The organism is Novosphingobium sp. B1, from assembly GCF_900176395.1.
GTDB lineage: Bacteria > Pseudomonadota > Alphaproteobacteria > Sphingomonadales > Sphingomonadaceae > Novosphingobium.
In genome coordinates this window covers 21,626-40,747 of record NZ_FWXL01000015.1, presented here as the reverse complement: position 1 = coordinate 40,747, position 19,122 = coordinate 21,626, and the positions used below count along the sequence as shown (strand labels likewise).

Here is a 19,122-nt window from a genome sequence, read left to right as displayed (position 1 = left end):
CATGGCGACAGACACGACCGAGCCCGATCCTTTCGACGCAATTGTCGATGCCCCGTTCGATTCCGCGCTGTCGGAGCGCTACCTCGTCTATGCGCTGAGCACGATCACCGCGCGCTCTCTGCCCGACCTGCGCGATGGATTGAAACCGGTGCACCGCCGCCTGCTCTGGGCGATGCGGCAGTTGAAGCTGAACCCGACTGACGCCTTCAAGAAATCGGCCCGCGTGGTGGGCGATGTCATCGGCAAGTATCACCCGCATGGCGATGCCTCGGTCTATGATGCGATGGTCCGCCTCGCGCAGGACTGGTCGCTGCGCTATCCGCTGGTCGAGGGACAGGGCAACTTCGGCAACGTCGATGGCGATAACGCCGCTGCCTACCGCTATACCGAGGCGCGGCTGACGCGCACCGCGATGCAGCTCATGGCCGGGCTCGATGAAGGCACGGTCAACTTCGTGCCGACCTACAACGGAGAGGACGAGGAGCCGGAGATCTTCCCCGGCCTCTTCCCGAACCTGCTGGCCAACGGCTCCAGCGGCATCGCAGTGGGCATGGCGACCAACATCCCGAGCCACAATGTGGCCGAGATCATCGATGCTGCCCTGCTGCTGATCGACAATCCACAGGCCGAACACAGCCAGTTGATGGAAGTGTTCCATGGCCCCGACCTGCCCACCGGCGGCGTGATCGTCGATAGTCCGGCGGTCATTTCCAACGCATACGAGACCGGGCGCGGTGCGATCCGGGTGCGCGGACGGTTCTCGACCGGACGCGATGAGGCAGGGAACTGGGAAGAGACCGGCATCGAAAAACTGGGAGCCGGGCAGTGGCAACTGGTCGTGTCCGAAATTCCCTACATGGTGCCCAAGAGCAAGCTGATCGAACAGATCGCACAGCTCATTGCCGACAAGAAGCTGCCGATCCTCGAAGACATCCGCGACGAATCGGATGAGCAGATCCGGCTGGTGCTGATCCCGAAGAGCCGGAACGTCGATCCCGACCTGCTCAAGGAATCGCTCTACAAGCTGACCGACCTTGAGAACCGCTTCGGCCTCAACCTCAACGTGCTGGATTCGCACCGCACGCCGGGCGTGCTGGGCCTGAAGCTGGTGCTGCAGGAATGGGTGATCAGCCAGATCGACATCCTGCTGCGCCGCTCGCAGCATCGGCTCGACAAGATCGCCAACCGGCTGGAACTGCTGGGCGGCTACATCATCGCCTATCTCAACCTCGACCGGATCATCGAGATCATCCGCACCGAGGACGAGCCCAAGCCAGTGATGATGGCCGAGTTCGAGCTGACCGACCGCCAGGCCGAAGCCATTCTCAACATGCGGCTGCGTTCGTTGCGCAAGCTGGAGGAAATGGAACTGCGCAAGGAGCGTGATGCGCTTCTGGCCGAGCAGGAGGAGTTGCAGAAGCTGCTCGACAGTCCGGCCCGCCAGCGCACCCGACTGAAGCGCGATCTCAATGCCCTGCGCAAGGACTATGCCGAGGATACCCCGCTCGGCCGACGCCGCACCACCATCGCCGAAGCCGCGCCAACGCGCGAATTCAGCATGGACGCGATGATCGAGAAGGAGCCGGTCACGGTCATCCTCTCCGCCAGGGGCTGGATCCGCGCCGCCAAGGGCCATGTGCCGCTTGATGGCGATTTCAAGTTCAAGGAAGGCGATGGCCCGGCCTTCGCGTTCCACTGCCAGACCACCGACAAACTGCTCGTCGCGGTCGACAACGGCCGCTTCTACACCGTGGGCGCCGACAAGCTGCCCGGTGCGCGCGGCTTTGGCGAACCGATCCGCACGATGGTCGATATCGACAGCGACGCGCACATCGTCAGCGTCACGGTCTACAAGCCCAAGGGCCAGTTGCTGCTGGCGGCCAATACCGGCCGGGGATTTGCTGCCGAGATGGACGAGCTCCTCGCCGAGACGCGAAAGGGACGCGGCGTGGTTTCGACCAAGCCCGGCGTCAAGCTTGCCGTCGTGCGCGAGATTGCGGCCGAGCACGATCACGTCGCGGTGATCGGCGAAAACCGCAAGCTGGTGATCTTCGCCCTGTCCGAAGTGCCGCTGCTCGCCAAGGGGCAGGGGGTGACCTTGCAGCGCTACAAGGACGGGGAGATGTCGGACGTCATCACGCTGAAGCTTGAAGACGGCCTGACCTGGACGATGGGCGGCGAATCCGGTCGCACCCGCGTGGAGAAGGACCTGCTGCCGTGGAAGGTGGCGCGTGGTGCTGCCGGAAGGCTGCCGCCAAATGGCTTCCCGCGCGACAACCGGTTTTGAGACTCTCGGCGGGTTGCGGGATTTAACGGATCAGTTAAATCGATCTCCTGCAAGATGAGGAGAGGATCATGGAACGCCCCCGCTATTCGCTGGAAGGCCGCATCGCGCTGATAACCGGCGCCTCGTCCGGGCTCGGCGCGCACTTTGCGCGGCTCTTTGCGGCAGCGGGCGCTGCGGTGGTGATCGGCGCGCGCCGGGTCGATCGCGTGGCCGCGCTGGCTGACGAAATCAACGCCAGCGGTGGCAAGGCTCTCGCCGTGGCGCTCGACGTTACCGACGAGGCATCGATCGTCGCCGCCTTCGACGCGGCTGAAGCGGCGGTGGGGGTGCCGGACGTGGTTGTCGCCAATGCCGGGATCGTCGCAGCAGGGCGCTCGGTGAATCTGGCGGCTGATGCCATGCGCCGCGTCGTCGACACCAACTTCAACGGCGTGTACCTGACGGCGCGCGAAGGGGCGCGGCGCATGATCGCCGCAGGATCGAAGCAATCGGAAAGAGGGCGGATCATCCTGACCGGATCGATCACCGCGCAAATGACTGCGACCGGCGATGCCGCCTATGCCGCGACTAAGCTCGCCGTACAGCATCTCGGAAGGCAGTTTGCGCGCGAATGGGCGCGATTGGGCATCAACGTGAATGTGATCCAGCCAGGCTATATCCGCACCGAAATCGACGGCGAATGGTTCGACAGCGAGGGCGGCAAGGCGCAGATCGCTTCGTGGCCGCGCAAGCGGCTGACCGAAATCTCCGCGCTCGACGATATGATGCTCTTCTTCGCGTCCGACGCTTCGCGGCAGGTAACAGGCACTTTCATCTCACTGGACGATGGCCAGTCGCTCTGAGCTTTACCCGTTCGGCAATCCCGCGAGCAGATCCGGCGTCAGCACCTGCGGCAACTGGCGTGCTTCGCCTCCGCCTGCGGGATACCACAAGTAGAGCGGCACACCCGCCGCGCCCTGCGCGGTAAGAAATTTCGTGATCGCCGGATCGCGGCGGGTCCAATCGCCTACCAGCACGACTACGCCCGCCTTCTCGAATGCGGCCCGGGTGCTTTCGCGCTCGATCGAGGTGCCTTCGTTGACCTTGCATGACAGGCACCAGTCGGCAGTGAAATAGGCAAAGACGGGTTTGCCTGCCTTTCGCGCCTTGGCAAGCGCATCTTCGCTGAAGGGCTTGGCGCCAAGCACGCCGCCGCTTTCACCTGCCGTCTGCGTGGCGATCCGAGGTGCCCCGGCAAGGGCAGTGGCGCCAAGCAGCAGGGTGGCGGGCAGAGTCCATGCCATCACCGCACGTCCTCGACGCTGGCCCTTGCCGGCAAAGGCCAGCACCACGACCAGCGCTGCAGAAATCGCGATTGCGGCCGCAGCGAAATTCGCCCCGCCGACCCGCCAGGCGAGCCAGCCAAGCGCGAGCGCCGTCAGGCCCATCGGCAGTGCCATCGCGCGACGAAAGCGGTCCATCCACTTGCCTGGCTTGGGCAGGAGGCGGCGCAAAGCGGGCACGAAGCCCAGCAACAGGAACGGCAGCGCCAGGCCGAGGCCGAGCGCCGCGAACACCCCAAGCGCGGCCCACACTGGCAGGACCAGCGCAGCACCCATCGCTGCGGCCATGAACGGTCCGGTGCAGGGCGTCGCCACGAAAGCGGCCAGCAACCCGGTTCCGAACGCGCCGGAGTTGCCCGCTCCTCGCTCCACGGAAAGGCCCGGCAGTTCGTAAAGTCCGGCAAAGTTGGCCGTGATGGCGACAGCCAGCAGCAGCAGCACCGCGACCACGCCCGGTTCCTGCAACTGGAACGCCCAGCCCACCTGCTCGCCGCCTGCGCGCAGTGCAAGCATCACCGCGCCAAGGGCAAGGCAGGCAAGGACTACGCCACCGGTATAGGCCAGTCCCTCGGACTTGGCGTTGTGCGAATTGCCCCGCGCCAGGGCCAGCCCCTTGAGGCTGAGGATCGGAAATACGCAGGGCATGACGTTGAGGATCAGCCCGCCAAGGAATGCTCCGAGCAACGCAAGAGCCAGCGTCGCCACCGAAAATGCCGCAGTGCCGCCCACTTCAGTGCCGCCATCGGGCACAGCGCCCGAAGCCGTGGTAAAGGCGATCCCTCCGGAGTCCTTGCCCATGGCCAGCACGCCTTCGATTTTCGGCCCGGCCTTCGGGGACTTCGCCAAAGGCGCCTCGACGATCAATGTGTCGCCATCGCGGAAGAAACGCTGCGGCGCGGCATAGTCGATCAGCGCCTCGGTCGACAGGAACAAATGCGGCGAATCGAGTGGTGCCGATGCCGGAAAAGGCAGGGCAAGGCGCAGTGTCTTGGCGGTGACGGCAAAGGTTCCAGCGCGGTCAAGCGGGGCGGGCAGTGCCGCGCGCCAGCCTTCGAAGCGGGCGTCCTTCGCGCCCTGTCCCACAGTGATTGTGCCCTGCAGTTCGGCGCGTTCGGGGACGCAGATCTCGTTGGTGCACACCAGCCATTGGGCCTTGACCGCAATCGGCAGGAGCGTTCCGGGCGTGGCATTGGCTGGCAGCTTCAGCGGCACGAGCACGGCATAGTCATGCTCGTAAACGTGGTTCATCAGGCCCTGGATCAGCAGCGTCTGCGGCACCGGATACTGCAATGCGCCGGTGCTGGCGCCCTTGGGCAGTGTCCATTCGAGATTGAGGCCGTACCCGGCATCGCCGGGGTTGGACCAATAACCGTGCCAGCCTTTCTCAGGCTGCATCAGCAGGGCAAGCGTCACTGTCTCGCCCGGCGCGGCAGGACCCTCGGCAACAAGGCTGGCGCGCATGTGATTGGGCGCGGCTGCAGCCGGGAACGGCGCAGTCAGGGCCGATAGCCACAGCAGCGTCACAAACAGGGCTATGATGCGCAAGGTCTTGATCCCGGCTATTTCGCGTTTCGGCATCTCGGGCGTCACCGGTCCCAAATTGGCCCCTTGAACGGGAGCGCCGGGCGGGCCATGCGTAGCGCTCTTGGGCGTCCTAAGGCTGGCCTTCCCTCAAGTCCAGAGCACGTGCCCACAGGAGTATGTTTCGCGTGAAGACCTTGACCCGTTACGCTGCTGCAATTGCGGCGCTGGCCCTGCCGCTTGTTCCCGTTGCCGCGCAGGATGCCGCGCCTTCTCCCGCCGTCAGCCAGGCGGTGCCGGCTGGCGCCCCCCGTCTGATCGTGGCCATCTCGATTGACCAGTTCTCGGGCGATCTCTTTGCGCAGTATCGCCAGCACTTTACCGGCGGCTTTGCCCGACTGACCGAAGGCGGCGTGTTCCCCGCCGGCTTCCAGAGCCACGCGGCAACCGAAACCTGCCCGGGCCACTCCACCATCCTGACCGGCAACCGCCCGACGCACACCGGCATCATCGCCAATTCGTGGATCGACCAGTCCGTGACCACCGGGCCCAAGGTGGTCTATTGCGCCGAAGACGTTTCGAAGCGCACGGCGGGATCGAAGGACTATGTCGCCTCGCCCGTGCACCTGCTCGTCCCCACGCTGGGCGAATGGATGAAGAAGGCCAATCCGGCAGCGCGCAACATCGCGGTTTCCGGCAAGGATCGTGGCGCGCTGATGATGGGCGGGCATGACATCGACCAGGTCTATTGGTGGAAGGGCAAGCAGTTCGTCACGCTCGCCGGGCGCGAACTCGGCCCCACCGCAGTTGCCCAGAATGCCGAGATCGACAGGCTTCTGGCCAAGGGCGCGGGCGAATTCCCGCTGCCCGCATACTGCCGCCGTGCGGATCGTGCGGTGCAGGCGGGCGACGTTTCGGTGGGCAACAGGCACTTTGCCCTGAAGGCCGGTGACGCCGAAGGCATCCGCGTGTCGCCCCGGCTCGATCGCGCCACGCTCGACCTTGCCGTAAAGCTGGTCGACGAGCAGAAGCTTGGCCGCAACACCGTGCCCGATCTTCTGGCCGTGAGCCTTTCGGCGACCGACTATGTCGGCCACGCGACCGGCACCGAAGGCGCGGAAATGTGCATCCAGTTGATGCAGCTCGACCTTGCGCTTGGCGATTTCTTCGCCAGCCTCGACAAGCGCGGCATCGACTATGCCGTGGTGCTTACGGCTGACCATGGCGGGTTCGACATCCCTGAGCGCCTGCATGAACAGGCCCTGGAGAAGACCTCGCGCGTAGGGCCCGAAGTTTCTGCCGAAGCGCTCTCTGCCACGCTCGGCAAGCGCTATGGCCTTGAGCCGAAGGGCCTGATCCTGTCGGACGGACCGGCGGGCGACTACTGGCTGCGCAAGGATCTCGACGTCGGTCTCAAGGGCAAGATCATCGACGATGCCAGCGCCATCCTGATGAACAGTCCTTTTGTCGAAAAGGTGCTGTCCGCCGCCGAGATCGCCGCGACACCGATGCCGCACGGCTCGCCCGAGACCTGGTCCCTGACCGAGCGCGCCCGCGCTTCCTACAACCCGCTGCATTCGGGCGATTTCGTGGTGATGCTCAAGCGCGGCGTGGTCGCCATCCCGCAGGCGCGCAAGGGCTATGTCGCAACGCACGGCAGCCCGTGGGACTATGACCGCCGCGTGCCGATCCTGTTCTGGCGCAAAGGCATGACTGGGTTCGAACAGCCCAGCCCCGTTGAAACCGTGGACATCGCGCCGTCACTCGCGGCACTGATCGGCCTCAAGACCCCCCAAGGGGCATTTGACGGACGCTGCCTCGATCTCGATGGTGGCACCGCAAACACATGCGGAGTGATGACCAAGTGAACGAGTCGCAAGCTGACGTCGTTATTCTGGGTGGTGGCCTCGTCGGCATGACGCTGGCCATCGGCCTCGCCAAGGCGGGGATAACGTCCCACGTGGTCGACAATTCGGACCCTGCGGCGCAGACCGCCGAAGGGTTCGATGGTCGTGCCTCGGCAATCTCGACCGCCAGCTGGAACCTCTACACCAACCTCGGCATGGCCGAGGAACTGGCGCCCAAGGGCTGCCCGATCGCCTCGATCGCGGTGACCGACGGGATGAAGCCGGGCCGGATCGATTTCCAGCCCGGTGAGGCAGATGGCTCATTGGGCCGCATGTACGCCAACCGCGATCTGCGCATCGCGATGTACGGCGTTGCGGCGCGGGAAGAGGCGATCACCTTCCACCCCAACAGCCACGTCGTCGCCCGCGAACGCGGCGAGCATGGCGTTTCGGTCACCCTGTCCGATGGCCGCCTGCTCAAGGGGCGGCTCATGGTTGCGGCAGAAGGGCGCAAGAGCCCGACGCGCGACGAAGCCGGGTTCACGCCCGCCAAGTGGGACTATGGCCACCGTGCGATCATTGCCGGGCTGACGCACGAAAAGCCCCATGGCAACGTGGCGTGGGAAGTGTTCTATCCGGCAGGCCCGTTCGCGCTGCTGCCGCTGCTTGATGAAGGCGGCAAGCACCGCTCCGCGCTGGTCTGGACCGTGGCGGAAAAGGACGCCGCTGCCGTGCTGGCCATGCCCGAGGCGATGTTCCTGAACGAGGTGGCGAGCCGGATGCACGGCATCTTCGGCAAGATCGAACTCGCCAGCCCGCGCACGTCCTATCCGCTCAACTTCCACCACACCGCGCGGATCGTCGAGGACCGGCTGGCGCTGATCGGCGATGCCGCGCACGGCATGCACCCGATCGCGGGACAGGGCCTCAACGTCGGCCTGCGCGATGTCGCGGCGCTGGTCGAGGTGCTGTCCGATGGCTTGAGGCTGGGGCTGGACGTCGGCGATGCGCAACTCCTCGCCCGCTACGAACGCTGGCGCGCCGCCGACACCTTCATGGTCGCCACCGCCACTGATGTTCTCACCCGCCTGTTCGGCATCCCCGGCAAGCTGCCCTCGGCGGTGCGGCGCCTCGGCATGGCCGGCGTCCAACGCGCCGCGCCCCTCAAGCGCTGGTTCATGGACGAAGCACGCGGCATGAGCGGAGACCTGCCCAAGCTGCTGCGCGCGGCGTGAGTTGGGCGGCAGAGCGCCGCCCCTGACCGCCTTCCCCTAATCGTCGCCCCGTGCTCGACACGGGGCTTGGCTCCTACTTCCAGCCCAGCGCTGAAGAAGAAAAGCCAAGTCCGGATGAAATCCGGGACGACGGGATTTAGGTTTGCAAGACTGGGTCTTGATTGGCTGCTTTGGGGTGGGAATCGGAACCAGAGACCTCAGGACAGCTCACGGAAATCCTACCCCGTAACTCCAACTCAGATACATTATTCTGCTGCCTGAGCTTACAACGCACAATGTTCCCCTTCGCCAACTGTCGTCGAACCACAATTGAAGATTTTGGTCCTCAGCATAATCGAAGCCATGGCAAGATCGCGCCTTCGTCAACTCGACCTTTTCGAAGCCCAACGCTGTGAATTTGACCTCAATGTCTCTCGGATTGTTGCCGATGGAGACCCCGAACTTCTTGCCTGTATCGATCCGCCCGCTTGCTCCTGCGAGACCTGCACGGTTGAATGATGAGTGGGGCGAGATCGCAAGGGTATAGGTTGCCCCAAGGACAAAGATCGCGATGAGCAACCACAAAATTATTCTCCACATCGGGAGAGGGTGGCAGTATTACACAGCGCCAGCAACGGGGTCGAATACTGAACGGCAGCCCTTGGTGTGAAAATCGCAAAAGCGGACTAACCTACCGTTCCTGACTTCCACCTCATATCTGCGGCGTAGACTCCGCCGGTAGCGCCGGCGGCACTGCAGGCGATGCGCTTGCCGTTGGCTCCGGCGCAACCGCCTGCGCAGGTGCGGCAACCGGCTGCGCGCCCATCAGCGCCGCAGCTTCTAACTGATCCAGCGCCCGCTGCGTCGCCATGTAGTCGCGCGCGCGGACGAGCCAATCGGCGGCGGCCTCGCGACCGGGCATCTTCTCGACCTCTGCCGCAGCCGCCTCGATCTTGCCGCCCGCAAGGAAGGCGCGGGCGCGTTGCAGGCGACTTTCCGGCGCGGGCGAAGGCGAATCGTCGTGGCGGATCACGAACAGGTCGGAAACCTGGCGGCTGAGCCAGTCCAGGGTGCCTTCGTCCGTCTTGCCGCCAGCCAGCACCGGCGCCAGCACCTCGAACTGTTCGCCAAGCTGGGCGAGGGTCACCGGCATGGCGCCGGCGGCGGTCACGCGATCAACCGCGGCGCCTTGCGTCTCGCCGAAGCGGGCGCGCAGTTGCGCCTCGATCCAGCCCAGCGGCTGCCCGCGCTCCAGCGCGCGGCGCGCGGCAAAGGCCAGCAGCAGCGCTTCGGCGTGGGTCGCATTGCCCGATGCAGCGATGGCCTGCTGGTTAAGTTCGGCCAGCCGCTGTTCAAGCATGGCGATCTTGGCGGCCGTGCTGTCAACCTGCGCGCCGATCTGCGCCTGCGTGGCGGCGACTTCTGCGGCAGACGCGCTGGGCGAGGGCGCCGCAGAGGGTGAAGTGACCAGTTGCGGAACGCCCGAATCATCAACGCGCACGTCGATCAGGCCGTTGCGCCAGCCCAGCCAGGCCGCGCCCGCCGCGCCAGCCAGCAGGCATCCCGCCACCAGCGCGGCGACCGATCGCCCGCCAATGCCGGTTCGCTGGCCCGCTCTGCGCGGACTATAACCCATTTCCTCCATGCGTTTTCGCTTGTCCTGTCGCCCCGAAGTCACACTGTCTGGCACATCCGGTGCGCTAGTTCCAGAACCTCGTTATCGGTCCTGCCCGCAGCCACCGCTACCGAGCCCCAGCCACTGCCGGCGAGTTCCGCAATACGAGGGGCAAGGCAGGCGAGATGGAGATTTTCCTTCCGGATTCCAAGTCTTTCGCATTCGCGTGCGAAATGGCGGGCCGCTTCTCCGGAGTGCAGCAGGACCACCGCCGGTTGCGCCAGCACGCCTTGCAACTGTGCCGGGAAGGCACGTTTGAGCGCGGCGTAGACGACTGCGGTTTCGATTCGCACGCCTTCGGGCGGGTCCAGAATGACGCGATCTTCACCTGCGATTCGGATGTAATTGCCCGGCGCAAGCGTCGCGACGATCGGCTGGAGCCCCCCTCCACCGATGCGTGCGATCGCAAAGCCGGCTGCGCGGGCCTCGGCTGCGGTCGTCTCGCCCACGGCGATCACCGGAACATCGGCGAAACGTGCCAAGCCCGGACCGCCATGGCGAAAGACGTTGGCGCTGCCGGCAAGGATGGCGTCGAAGTGCATGGCCGGTACATCCCATTCTACCGGCTCGATTTCGAACAGCGGAGCGCCGACAGGTTGCAGCCCCATCTCGCGCGCTGCCGCGCACGTCGCGGCATTTCCCGGCTCTGGCCGGATTACCACCAGCGGCAACAATTCCGAGGCGCTCATTCGCCCGAGAAGTGCACCGTCACCGATTCTGGCGCTGCCGACAGCAAGCGATGCGCAAGACGGCGCGGCCCCTCCTTGTCGGCAGGCGCAAAGGTTTCGCTGGCCTCGATCCGTTCGGCACCATCAGGGCTGTAGATCGCCGCGCGCACGGTCAGCGAGGAATCGTGATGCGTGGTCAGTACTGCAATCGGGCTGTGACAATTGCCGCCGAGTGCCGCCAGCAAGGCGCGCTCGGCCAGCACCGCCTCGTGCGTCGGCCGGTCGTCGATGGCGCCAAGCCAACCGCGGACGTCCTCGCTTGCCACAAGGCATTCGATGCCGATGGCACCCTGCGCCGGGGCAGGCAGCCATTCGAATTCCGAAAGCGGTGTGCCCACGCCGGTTTCGCCCAGGCGCTGCAGGCCTGCGGCGGCAAGCAGGGTCACATCGGCCTCGTCAGCCTGCAACTTGGCAAGACGCGTGGCGACATTGCCGCGAAAGCCGACGATCGTAAGGTCCGGGCGGGCGTGCAGCATCTGCGCGGCGCGGCGCGGGGCACTGGTACCGACGCGCGCGCCGGGTGGAATGGCATGAATGGAGGCCGCACCCACAAGCACGTCGCGCACGTCGGCGCGGGGAAGTACGGCGGCAATGCAGAATTCTTCAGGACGAAGCGTTTCGACGTCCTTCATGGAATGAACCGCGAAGTCGATCTCGCCATCGAACAGCCAGGCGTCGAGTTCCTTGGTCCATAGGGCCTTGCCGCCGATTTCGGCGAGTGGCCGGTCAAGGATCTTGTCGCCACTGGCGGTTACCGGGACGATCTCGACCATGTCCGGTCCCCAGCCGTGGGCAGCGCAAAGCCGATCGCGGGTTTCCTCGGCTTGCGCCATGGCTAGCGGCGAACGGCGGGTGCCGAGCCTCAGCGGGCGTTCAGGCTTGGCGGCTATGGGCGCGGCAGGTTGTGGCGATGTGTTCATGCACTGCTTGCCGTAAACGGGATTATCACTAGAGGAAAGCGCCAGATGGCCCTGATCCTTGGCATAGAATCAAGCTGCGATGAAACCGCCGCCGCGGTGATCGACGGCAATGGCACGACGCTGGCGGCGCGAATCGTCGCGCAACGCATTGCTTCGCAAGACGAAGAGCATCGCCCTTATGGCGGCGTCGTGCCCGAAATCGCTGCGCGCGCGCACGTCGAAGTGCTGGGTCCGATGATCGAGGCCGTGCTTGCCGATGCAGGGCTGGGGCTCGATGATGTCGATGCGATCGCCGCGACGGCGGGCCCAGGCCTGATCGGCGGCGTCATGGTTGGCCTCATTACCGCAAAGGCGCTGGCCATGGCGGCTGACAAGCCGCTGGTCGCCGTCAATCATCTTGAAGGCCACGCGCTTTCGCCACGCCTTGCCGATCCGGCGCTGGCCTATCCCTACCTTCTGTTGCTGGTCTCGGGCGGGCATTGCCAGATTCTTGAAGTGGCCGGTGTGGGTCAGTACCGCCGCCTTGCAACGACCATCGACGACGCGCTGGGCGAAGCCTTCGACAAGACGGCCAAGATCCTCGGCCTTGGCTATCCCGGCGGTCCGGCGGTGGAGCGTCTCGCGCGTGAGGGCAATCCCAAGGCCGTGCCCCTGCCGCGCCCGCTGGTCGGCAGCGGGGAGCCGCACTTTTCCTTCGCGGGGCTCAAGAGCGCGGTGATGCGGGCGAAAGATGCCGGCGTTCACGCCGACGCCGATATCGCCGCCTCATTCCAGCAGGCCGCGCTCGATTGCGTCGTCGATCGCACGCGCATCGCGCTGGGTGCCGCCTCACCGGGGATGACCGCGCTTGTCGTGGCAGGCGGGGTTGCTGCCAATGCCGCGCTGCGCGGCGCGCTCGAGGCGCTTGCCCAAGGCCACGGGTTGCCGCTCGTCGCCCCGCCGCCGAAACTGTGCACAGACAATGCCGCGATGATCGGCTGGGCTGGCGCCGAACGCTTTGCTCTGGGATATACCGACCCGCTCGACGTGGCGGCGCGCCCGCGCTGGCCGCTAGACGACAATGCCGCGCCAGTGCGTGGCGCAGGGGTGAAGGCATGACCGCAAGGGTTGGCGTGGTCGGCGCAGGGGCCTGGGGCACCGCGCTGGCGCAGATGCTCAGCAGCGACGGGCGCGAGGTGCTGCTGTGGGCGCGCGAGAGCGAACTTGTGGCCGAGATCAATTCGGCGCGGACGAACAGCCTGTTCCTGCCGTCGGCTCGCCTTGCCTCGTCGATCCGCGCGACCAGCGATCTTGCCGAGATGGCGACGCTGCCGGTGCTGCTGATGGTCACACCTGCGCAGTTTCTGGCCAGCGTGCTCGGCGCAATGGGGCGCACAAGTGGCGACGTTGTCCTGTGCTCCAAGGGGATCGAGGCTGGCACCGGCCGGCTCATGGCCGACGTTGCCCGTGATGCTGCGCCGGGCGCGGACATTGCCGTGCTTTCGGGGCCGACCTTTGCGCACGAAGTTGCAGCCGGCCTGCCTACGGCGGTGACCTTGGCCTGTGCCGGCGGCGAGGCGCAATGGCAGCGCCTGTCAGATGCCATCGCCCGCCCGACCTTCCGTCCCTATTACTCCGATGACGTGGCGGGGGCCGAGATCGGTGGTGCGGTCAAGAACGTGCTCGCCATCGCCTGCGGCGTGGTCGATGGTCTGGGCCTCGGCCAGAATGCCCGCGCGGCACTGATCAGCCGCGGCTTTGCCGAGATGCAGCGCTTCGGGCTGGCGCTGGGCGCGCGGGCCGAAACCCTTTCGGGTCTTTCCGGGTTGGGAGACCTCGTGCTGACCTGCTCCTCCACCTCCAGCCGCAACTTCTCGCTTGGCAAGGCGCTGGGCGAAGGGGCGAGCGCGGCCGAAGTGCTAGGTGCCAAGAACTCCGTGGCAGAGGGAGCCTTTACCGCTCCGGTCCTGGCCGAGATTGCACGCACTCGCGGCATTTCCATGCCGATCGTTGAAGCCGTCGTGACACTACTCGAAGGCGCTGCGCCTGCCCGCGATGTGGTGGCTGGCCTGCTTTCGCGCCCTCTCAAGGCGGAATCGCTGCTTGTCTGAAACACCGCCCCGCCAGGAGGACATCGCCGCGCTCGCCAAGGGTGGGCGCACGAACTTCCTCGGTTTCCTGCTGCGCCTGCTGGCGCGCATGCCGTTCCTGTTCATCGCCAGCCGCCTGTACGGTGCACCGGCGATGGGACGCTTCGCCTCGGCATTGGTCATGGTCGAATTTGCCGGGATGCTGGCAACGCTCGGCCAGAAGCGAGGCCTGGCGCAGCGCCTTGCCGAGAATGACGAGCATCCCGCCAATGTCGTGGGCGATGCCGTGCTTCTGGCCATGTCGCTGGCGCTTGGCATGGGGGCGCTGATCTACCTGTTTCCGCAGTCGATGTATCCCAGCGGCAACTTCACCCTGGCCGATCGCCTGCTCGTGCTGGCGATCCCCGGTCTTGCCCTGGGCGATCTGGCCTTGGCCGCGCTGGCCTACCGCTTCGATGTGGCGACGACCGTGCGTGCGCGTTCGGTGGTGGAGCCTTGGACCATCTCCATCGCCGCCGGTGCGTTCTTCTTCGTCTGGCCCTCCTCCGGCTTGAGCCTTGCCTATCTCGCCTCGGTCTGGGCGGCGACGGGCGTGGCCGTCTTCGTACTTTTGCGCACTTATGGCTTGCCCCATGTCTGGAAGCCACGTCCTGGCCCACTCTGGCAGATTGCCCGCCGCAACATCCCGTTGGCCGGCGCCGATGCCGTCGAATGGGGCACGCGAAAGCTGGACGTGTTCATCCTGCGCTTCTTCGTGGGCGAAGCGCCGGTCGGTATCTATTACTTCGCCCAGCAGTTCGCCTCGTTGCCGCAGAAGCTCAAGACCAGCTTCGAACCGGTGCTCGGTCCGGTAATCACGCGCAGCGTCAAGGAAAAGGACTATGCCGCGATCGCCAAGCAGGTCTGTCAGGTCGGTTTCTGGATCGGCGCGGCGCAGATCGGTATTGCCATGGCGCTGGGTATCCCGGGTGAGGGCCTGATGGGCCTGGGCGGGCCTGCCTTCGTTTCCGGCACGGCAGCCCTTGCCTTCCTGCTGATTGCCGAGGTCGTGGCGTCAAAGGCGGTCGTGAGCGAGGCCGCGCTGGTCTACCTTGCCCGCATGCGCAACCTGTGGATCAGCCTTGGCACGATAGCCCTGCAGGCCGTCCTGACGATTGCGCTCATTCTCCTTGCCCGCAATGCCGGGTGGGGGCCGATGTACGTTGCCGCTGCCGCTTCGCTGGCGCTAGCACTGTCGCTGGGGCTGTCTTCGGCGGTGAAGTCGCGAGTGCTGGCGCGCCTGCTTGGTCACTCGATCAGCAACTGGCGTTGGGGCCTTGCCTGGGCGATCGTTCCCGCGCTGGCTGTCGGCATCGCCATGACCTGGCTGCCCGAATGGGCTGAACTGGCGTTTGGCATTCCTGCGATTCTGGGTATTTATTGCTACATGCTGTGGGTGCGCGCGTTCGGTCCGGAAGACCGCGTGCTGTTCCGCAAACAGAAGCCGGCCTGACGGGCCGCATCAATTCTCCCTGGGGGTTTGCACATGCTCGAGTCCATCCAAGGCAACCAGATCGCACTTGCCGCCATCGTGCTGCTCGTCGCTTTCGTGGTATGGTGGGTATGGGGGCGCACCAAGCCCAAGCCGCAAAAGCGTGAATATCAGGACGTACTTTCCGAAGGCGCTGAAAAGGCTGCCCGCAACACAGCATTGATCGATGCGCCAAGTGCCGCAACGCTGGTCACCCCAGCACCGGTTGTCGGCACGATGGCAGGCGTTGGCGAGGTGGTTGCTGCCGCCGCCACCGAAGAGGCAGTCGAAGCTGCGCTCGCCCATTCCGCATCCGGCGACGATCTTGGACGCATCAAGGGCGTCGGTCCCAAGCTCAAGGCCCTGCTGCATTCGCTCGGCGTGACCAGCTATGCGCAGATCGCGGCCTGGACCGAGGAGGACATCGCGCGGATCGATGCACAGCTCGGCAGCTTCGCCGGCCGCGCCACGCGCGACAACTGGGTCGAACAGGCGCGTCTCCTGGCCAGCGGCGATACCGCTGCCTACGAGGCACGGTTCGGCAAGGTCTGAGCTATTCCGCGACCTGCGCCGGCGCGATGGGTGCGGGCGCGGTTGCCGGGGCCGAACGCCGGCAACGTGCGATCAGGTCGCGCACCGGGTTTCCTGCGGCAACCTTGATCATGCCGGCCCCCGGCAGCGTGCCGGTATAGGCACCGCCGAGCACCTTCACGCGGGCATCGTCGGCGGCAAGCGTGCCCTGCCAGACATAGCCGCGCTGCCCTGCAACCGGGGTGGCATCCACCGGCAGCCGCATGATCCCCTCGCTGCCGACCAGCGCAAACAGCGCCTGCGCTCCCACCGGTGCTGCCGCATGGCGTGTCACCACCAGCACGCCCTGCCGGCACGCAATGGATTCGAGCGGCGGCTCCCCGGGATGGCCGAAGCGCACTGACTGCTGGTCGTCCGAGAGCGACCACTGCGGGCTTGATGCGCTATCCCTGATCCCCGGCAAGGCCTCGCCCTCCGGCATGGCCAGCCGCACCGCGCTCTCCGGCGCGCCCTCGCGCGGCTGGGCGGCCGGTGTCTTCGAACAGGCGGCAAGCGTGAGGGCTGCGGCGGTGACTAGAACTGTCTTCACAGAAAATCAGGCTGCGCGGGGAACGATGCGATCAAGATCGGACTGCAGCGATCGCTTGGCTTCGCGCAGTTCGAACTGGTCCTGCAGGCGAAGGAAAAAGCCTTCCGACATGCGGAAATAGCGGGCAAGCCGGAGATCCATTTCTCCATCGACCCGCGTGTTACCAGTCAAAAGTGCAAGAACGCGTGCCACGTCGATCCCGATCGCCGAAGCAAGCGATGCAGCATCCAGCCCGAGCGGCTCCATGAATTCGGACGCAAGCAGTTCCCCGGCATGCGGGTTGTGCAGCCATTCCTCGTCAGTGGTAATCGGTGATCTCGACATTGTGGGCATTTCCGTCTTTCCAGACGAAACATATGCGCCATTGCTTGTTAATGGAAATGGAATGTTGCCCTGTGCGATCCTTCTTGAGGTCGTGAAGGCGATTGCTCGGCGGATTTTTCAGGTCATCCAACTCACCAGCCGCATCAAGCATCGCCAGCTTGGCAAGGGCACGTTGCTGGATTTCGGCAGGCAGCTTTCGACTGCGCAGGCCGGACCAGACGGCCTCGGTTTCCTTGTTGGCAAAGCTGACGATCATGGCTGTATAATATTACGCAGATCTCCTTTGCGCTAATTTTCAACAATCTGATCTGGAAAGATTCTTTTGCAAAGCTGTGGAAACAGATTCCGAAAAATGACTCACTTCCCCCACTTCGTCTTCTGGCTCTTCCCATATCGCGTCTTGCGCGTACCCGGCTTGCCTTCGTTGCTCCGCCCCACGATCGGCGCCTTGCGCTCGCCTTCGGGCAAGCCTAGCTCTGACGCCTCCAGTTGCCTGATCTCGTCGCGCAGGCGGCCAGCAAGTTCGAACTCGAGATCCGCCGCGGCAGCGCGCATCTTCTTCTCGAGTTCCTCGATATAGCCGCGCAAGTTGTGGCCTACGAGGTTGTTGGCGCCGTCTGCGTCGATGTCGACCAGCACCCCATCGCGGCTCGCCGTGTCGGCGACGATATCGTGGATGTTGCGCTTGATCGTCTGCGGGGTGATGCCGTGTTCGAGGTTGTAGGCCTCCTGCTTGGCACGGCGGCGGTCGGTTTCGGCAATGGCGCGTTCCATGCTGCCGGTCATGCGGTCGGCATAGAGGATCACGCGGCCATCGACGTTGCGCGCGGCGCGACCGATAGTCTGGATCAGCGAGGTCTCGCTGCGCAGGAAACCTTCCTTGTCCGCATCGAGAATGCACACCAAGCCGCATTCGGGGATGTCGAGCCCCTCGCGCAGCAGGTTGATGCCCACCAGCACGTCATAGACCCCCAGCCGCAGGTCGCGGATCAGTTCGATGCGCTCCAGCGTCTCGACGTCGGAGTGCATGTAGCGCACCTTCAACCCTGCTTCGTGCATGAACTCGGTGAGGTCCTCGGCCATGCGCTTGGTCAATGTCGTCACGAGCGTGCGATAGCCGTTGGCGGCGGTCAGCTTGCACTCGTTGATGCAGTCCTGCACCTGATCCTCGACCGGGCGGATCAGCACCGGCGGGTCGATGAGGCCAGTGGGGCGGATCACCTGTTCGGCAAAGACGCCGCCCGCCTGCTCCATTTCCCATTGCGCTGGCGTTGCCGAAACCGCGATGGTCTGCGGGCGCATGGCATCCCACTCGTTGAAGCGCAGCGGGCGGTTGTCGATGCACGAAGGCAGGCGGAAGCCGTATTCGGCCAGCGTCAGCTTGCGGCGATGGTCCCCGCGCGCCATCGCGCCGATCTGCGGCACCGTCTGGTGGCTTTCGTCAAGGAACAGCAGGCAGTTGTCGGGCAGATATTCGAACAGCGTTGGCGGCGGTTCGCCCGGCAAACGTCCGGTGAGAAAGCGGCTGTAATTCTCGATGCCCGCGCATGATCCGGTGGCAGCGATCATCTCCAGATCGAAGTTGGTGCGCTGCTCCAGCCGCTGCGCCTCAAGCAGCTTGCCTTCCTCGACCAGTTCCTTGAGCCGCTCGGTCAGTTCGAAGCGGATCGCCTGCGCCGCCTGCTGCATCGTCGGCCCGGGGGTGACGTAGTGCGAGTTGGCATAGACGCGCACGTTCGAAAGCTTCGCGCCGCTCTTGCCGGTCAGCGGATCGAACTCGACGATCTCCTCCACCTCGTCGCCGAAGAAGCTCACGCGCCAGGCAGTATCGTCATAGTGCGAGGGGAAGATTTCAAGATTGTCGCCGCGCACGCGGAAGTTGCCGCGCGCAAAGCCCGCGTCGTTGCGCTTGTACTGCAGCGCCACAAGCTTGCGGATGATCTCGCCACTGTCGACCGTCTGCCCGACCTTGAGGTCGAAGATCATCGCCGAATAGGTCTCGACTGAGCCGATGCCGTAGATGCACGAGACCGAGGCGACGATGATCACGTCATCGCGTTCCAGCAGCGATCGCGTGGCCGAGTGGCGCATGCGGTCGATAGCCTCGTTGGTCGAGCTTTCCTTCTCGATATACGTGTCGGACCGGGGGACGTAGGCTTCTGGCTGGTAATAGTCATAGTACGAGACGAAGTACTCCACCGCGTTCTCGGGGAAGAAGCTCTTCATCTCGCCATAGAGCTGCGCAGCCAGGATCTTGTTGGGCGCAAGGATCAGGGCAGGGCGCTGAAGTTCCTCGATCACCTTGGCCATGGTGAAGGTCTTGCCCGACCCGGTCACGCCGAGCAGGACCTGCGTCTGGTCACCATCGCGCGCCGCAGCGACCAGATCGGCAATCGCGGCGGGCTGGTCGCCCGCTGGCTCGTATTCTGACACGACCTTGAAGCGCTTCCCGCCTTCGACCTTGTCGGGGCGTTGCGGCTTGTGCGGCACGAAAGTGCCGGAAGTGTCGGGCTCTTCGAGTCCCCTGCGAATAACGAGTTCGGCCATGAGTGCGATATGGGGAACAAACCGCGTCCGTTCAACCG

Annotated in this window: 16 protein-coding genes; 8 read left to right on the top strand and 8 right to left on the bottom strand. The window is 65.0% G+C overall.

The genetic code is table 11. From position 1 onward, the window contains the following. The first annotated feature begins 1 nt into the window (after position 1). On the top strand, positions 2-2,287 hold the full coding sequence (gene parC / locus B9A23_RS18320; protein WP_084280574.1) for a DNA topoisomerase IV subunit A: 2,286 nt from the start codon (positions 2-4) through the stop codon (positions 2,285-2,287). Between the two features lie 68 nt (positions 2,288-2,355). Then, positions 2,356-3,129 (top strand): SDR family NAD(P)-dependent oxidoreductase, encoded by a 774-nt coding sequence (locus B9A23_RS18315; protein WP_084280572.1) that lies wholly within the window; start codon positions 2,356-2,358, stop codon positions 3,127-3,129. A 3-nt stretch (positions 3,130-3,132) separates the two neighbouring features. Here the strand turns inward: B9A23_RS18315 and B9A23_RS18310 are convergent, their stop codons facing one another. Further along, positions 3,133-5,187, bottom strand: coding sequence for a protein-disulfide reductase DsbD family protein (locus tag B9A23_RS18310; protein WP_084280571.1), 2,055 nt, complete (start codon positions 5,185-5,187; stop codon positions 3,133-3,135). A 122-nt stretch (positions 5,188-5,309) separates the two neighbouring features. Between B9A23_RS18310 and B9A23_RS18305 the strand changes: the two genes are divergently transcribed. Both B9A23_RS18305 and B9A23_RS18300 read left to right on the top strand, forming a co-directional pair. Further along, positions 5,310-6,998, top strand: coding sequence for an alkaline phosphatase family protein (locus B9A23_RS18305; protein ID WP_084280570.1), 1,689 nt, complete (start codon positions 5,310-5,312; stop codon positions 6,996-6,998). Further along, entirely contained in the window at positions 6,977-8,212 is a 1,236-nt protein-coding gene (locus tag B9A23_RS18300) for a UbiH/UbiF/VisC/COQ6 family ubiquinone biosynthesis hydroxylase (RefSeq protein ID WP_176218061.1), read from the top strand. Before B9A23_RS18305 ends, B9A23_RS18300 begins: the two co-directional genes overlap by 22 nt. Before the next feature lie 691 nt (positions 8,213-8,903). Here the strand turns inward: B9A23_RS18300 and B9A23_RS18290 are convergent. The 3 genes from B9A23_RS18290 to hemC are packed head-to-tail and all read right to left on the bottom strand — an operon-like array spanning position 8,904 to position 11,514. Then, entirely contained in the window at positions 8,904-9,827 is a 924-nt protein-coding gene (locus B9A23_RS18290) for a mitofilin family membrane protein (RefSeq protein WP_254895187.1), read from the bottom strand. A 38-nt stretch (positions 9,828-9,865) separates the two neighbouring features. Beyond that, on the bottom strand, positions 9,866-10,555 hold the full coding sequence (locus tag B9A23_RS18285) for a uroporphyrinogen-III synthase (RefSeq protein ID WP_084280566.1): 690 nt from the start codon (positions 10,553-10,555) through the stop codon (positions 9,866-9,868). Further along, positions 10,552-11,514: a hydroxymethylbilane synthase gene (gene hemC / locus B9A23_RS18280; RefSeq protein WP_084280565.1), complete on the bottom strand. Its 963-nt coding sequence runs from the start codon at positions 11,512-11,514 to the stop codon at positions 10,552-10,554. Before hemC ends, B9A23_RS18285 begins: the two co-directional genes overlap by 4 nt. Positions 11,515-11,559: 45 nt before the next feature. On the opposite strand from hemC, the gene tsaD reads away from it, so the two are divergent. The 4 genes from tsaD to B9A23_RS18260 are packed head-to-tail and all read left to right on the top strand — an operon-like array spanning position 11,560 to position 15,645. Next, positions 11,560-12,612: a tRNA (adenosine(37)-N6)-threonylcarbamoyltransferase complex transferase subunit TsaD gene (gene tsaD, locus B9A23_RS18275; protein ID WP_084280564.1), complete on the top strand. Its 1,053-nt coding sequence runs from the start codon at positions 11,560-11,562 to the stop codon at positions 12,610-12,612. Beyond that, complete coding sequence (locus B9A23_RS18270; protein WP_084280562.1) at positions 12,609-13,604, top strand: NAD(P)H-dependent glycerol-3-phosphate dehydrogenase; 996 nt, start codon at positions 12,609-12,611, stop codon at positions 13,602-13,604. Before tsaD ends, B9A23_RS18270 begins: the two co-directional genes overlap by 4 nt. After that, positions 13,549-15,075 (top strand): lipopolysaccharide biosynthesis protein, encoded by a 1,527-nt coding sequence (locus B9A23_RS18265; protein ID WP_254895186.1) that lies wholly within the window; start codon positions 13,549-13,551, stop codon positions 15,073-15,075. Before B9A23_RS18270 ends, B9A23_RS18265 begins: the two co-directional genes overlap by 56 nt. A gap of 33 nt (positions 15,076-15,108) precedes the next feature. Continuing rightward, on the top strand, positions 15,109-15,645 hold the full coding sequence (locus B9A23_RS18260) for a helix-hairpin-helix domain-containing protein (RefSeq protein WP_084280559.1): 537 nt from the start codon (positions 15,109-15,111) through the stop codon (positions 15,643-15,645). A 1-nt stretch (position 15,646) separates the two neighbouring features. On the opposite strand, the gene B9A23_RS18255 is transcribed toward B9A23_RS18260, so the two are convergent. The 4 genes from B9A23_RS18255 to uvrB all read right to left on the bottom strand — a co-directional run bounded on the left by B9A23_RS18255 (position 15,647) and on the right by uvrB (position 19,084). Then, a complete protein-coding gene (locus B9A23_RS18255; protein WP_084280557.1) occupies positions 15,647-16,213 on the bottom strand; it encodes a hypothetical protein in 567 nt (188 codons plus the stop codon). 6 nt (positions 16,214-16,219) lie between these two features. Further along, positions 16,220-16,537: a HigA family addiction module antitoxin gene (locus B9A23_RS18250; RefSeq protein WP_084280555.1), complete on the bottom strand. Its 318-nt coding sequence runs from the start codon at positions 16,535-16,537 to the stop codon at positions 16,220-16,222. Beyond that, positions 16,512-16,793, bottom strand: coding sequence for a type II toxin-antitoxin system RelE/ParE family toxin (locus B9A23_RS18245; RefSeq protein ID WP_084280553.1), 282 nt, complete (start codon positions 16,791-16,793; stop codon positions 16,512-16,514). The genes B9A23_RS18250 and B9A23_RS18245 overlap by 26 nt, the downstream gene beginning before the upstream one ends. A 101-nt stretch (positions 16,794-16,894) precedes the next feature. Continuing rightward, positions 16,895-19,084: an excinuclease ABC subunit UvrB gene (gene uvrB, locus B9A23_RS18240; RefSeq protein ID WP_084280551.1), complete on the bottom strand. Its 2,190-nt coding sequence runs from the start codon at positions 19,082-19,084 to the stop codon at positions 16,895-16,897. Positions 19,085-19,122: the final 38 nt, after the last annotated feature.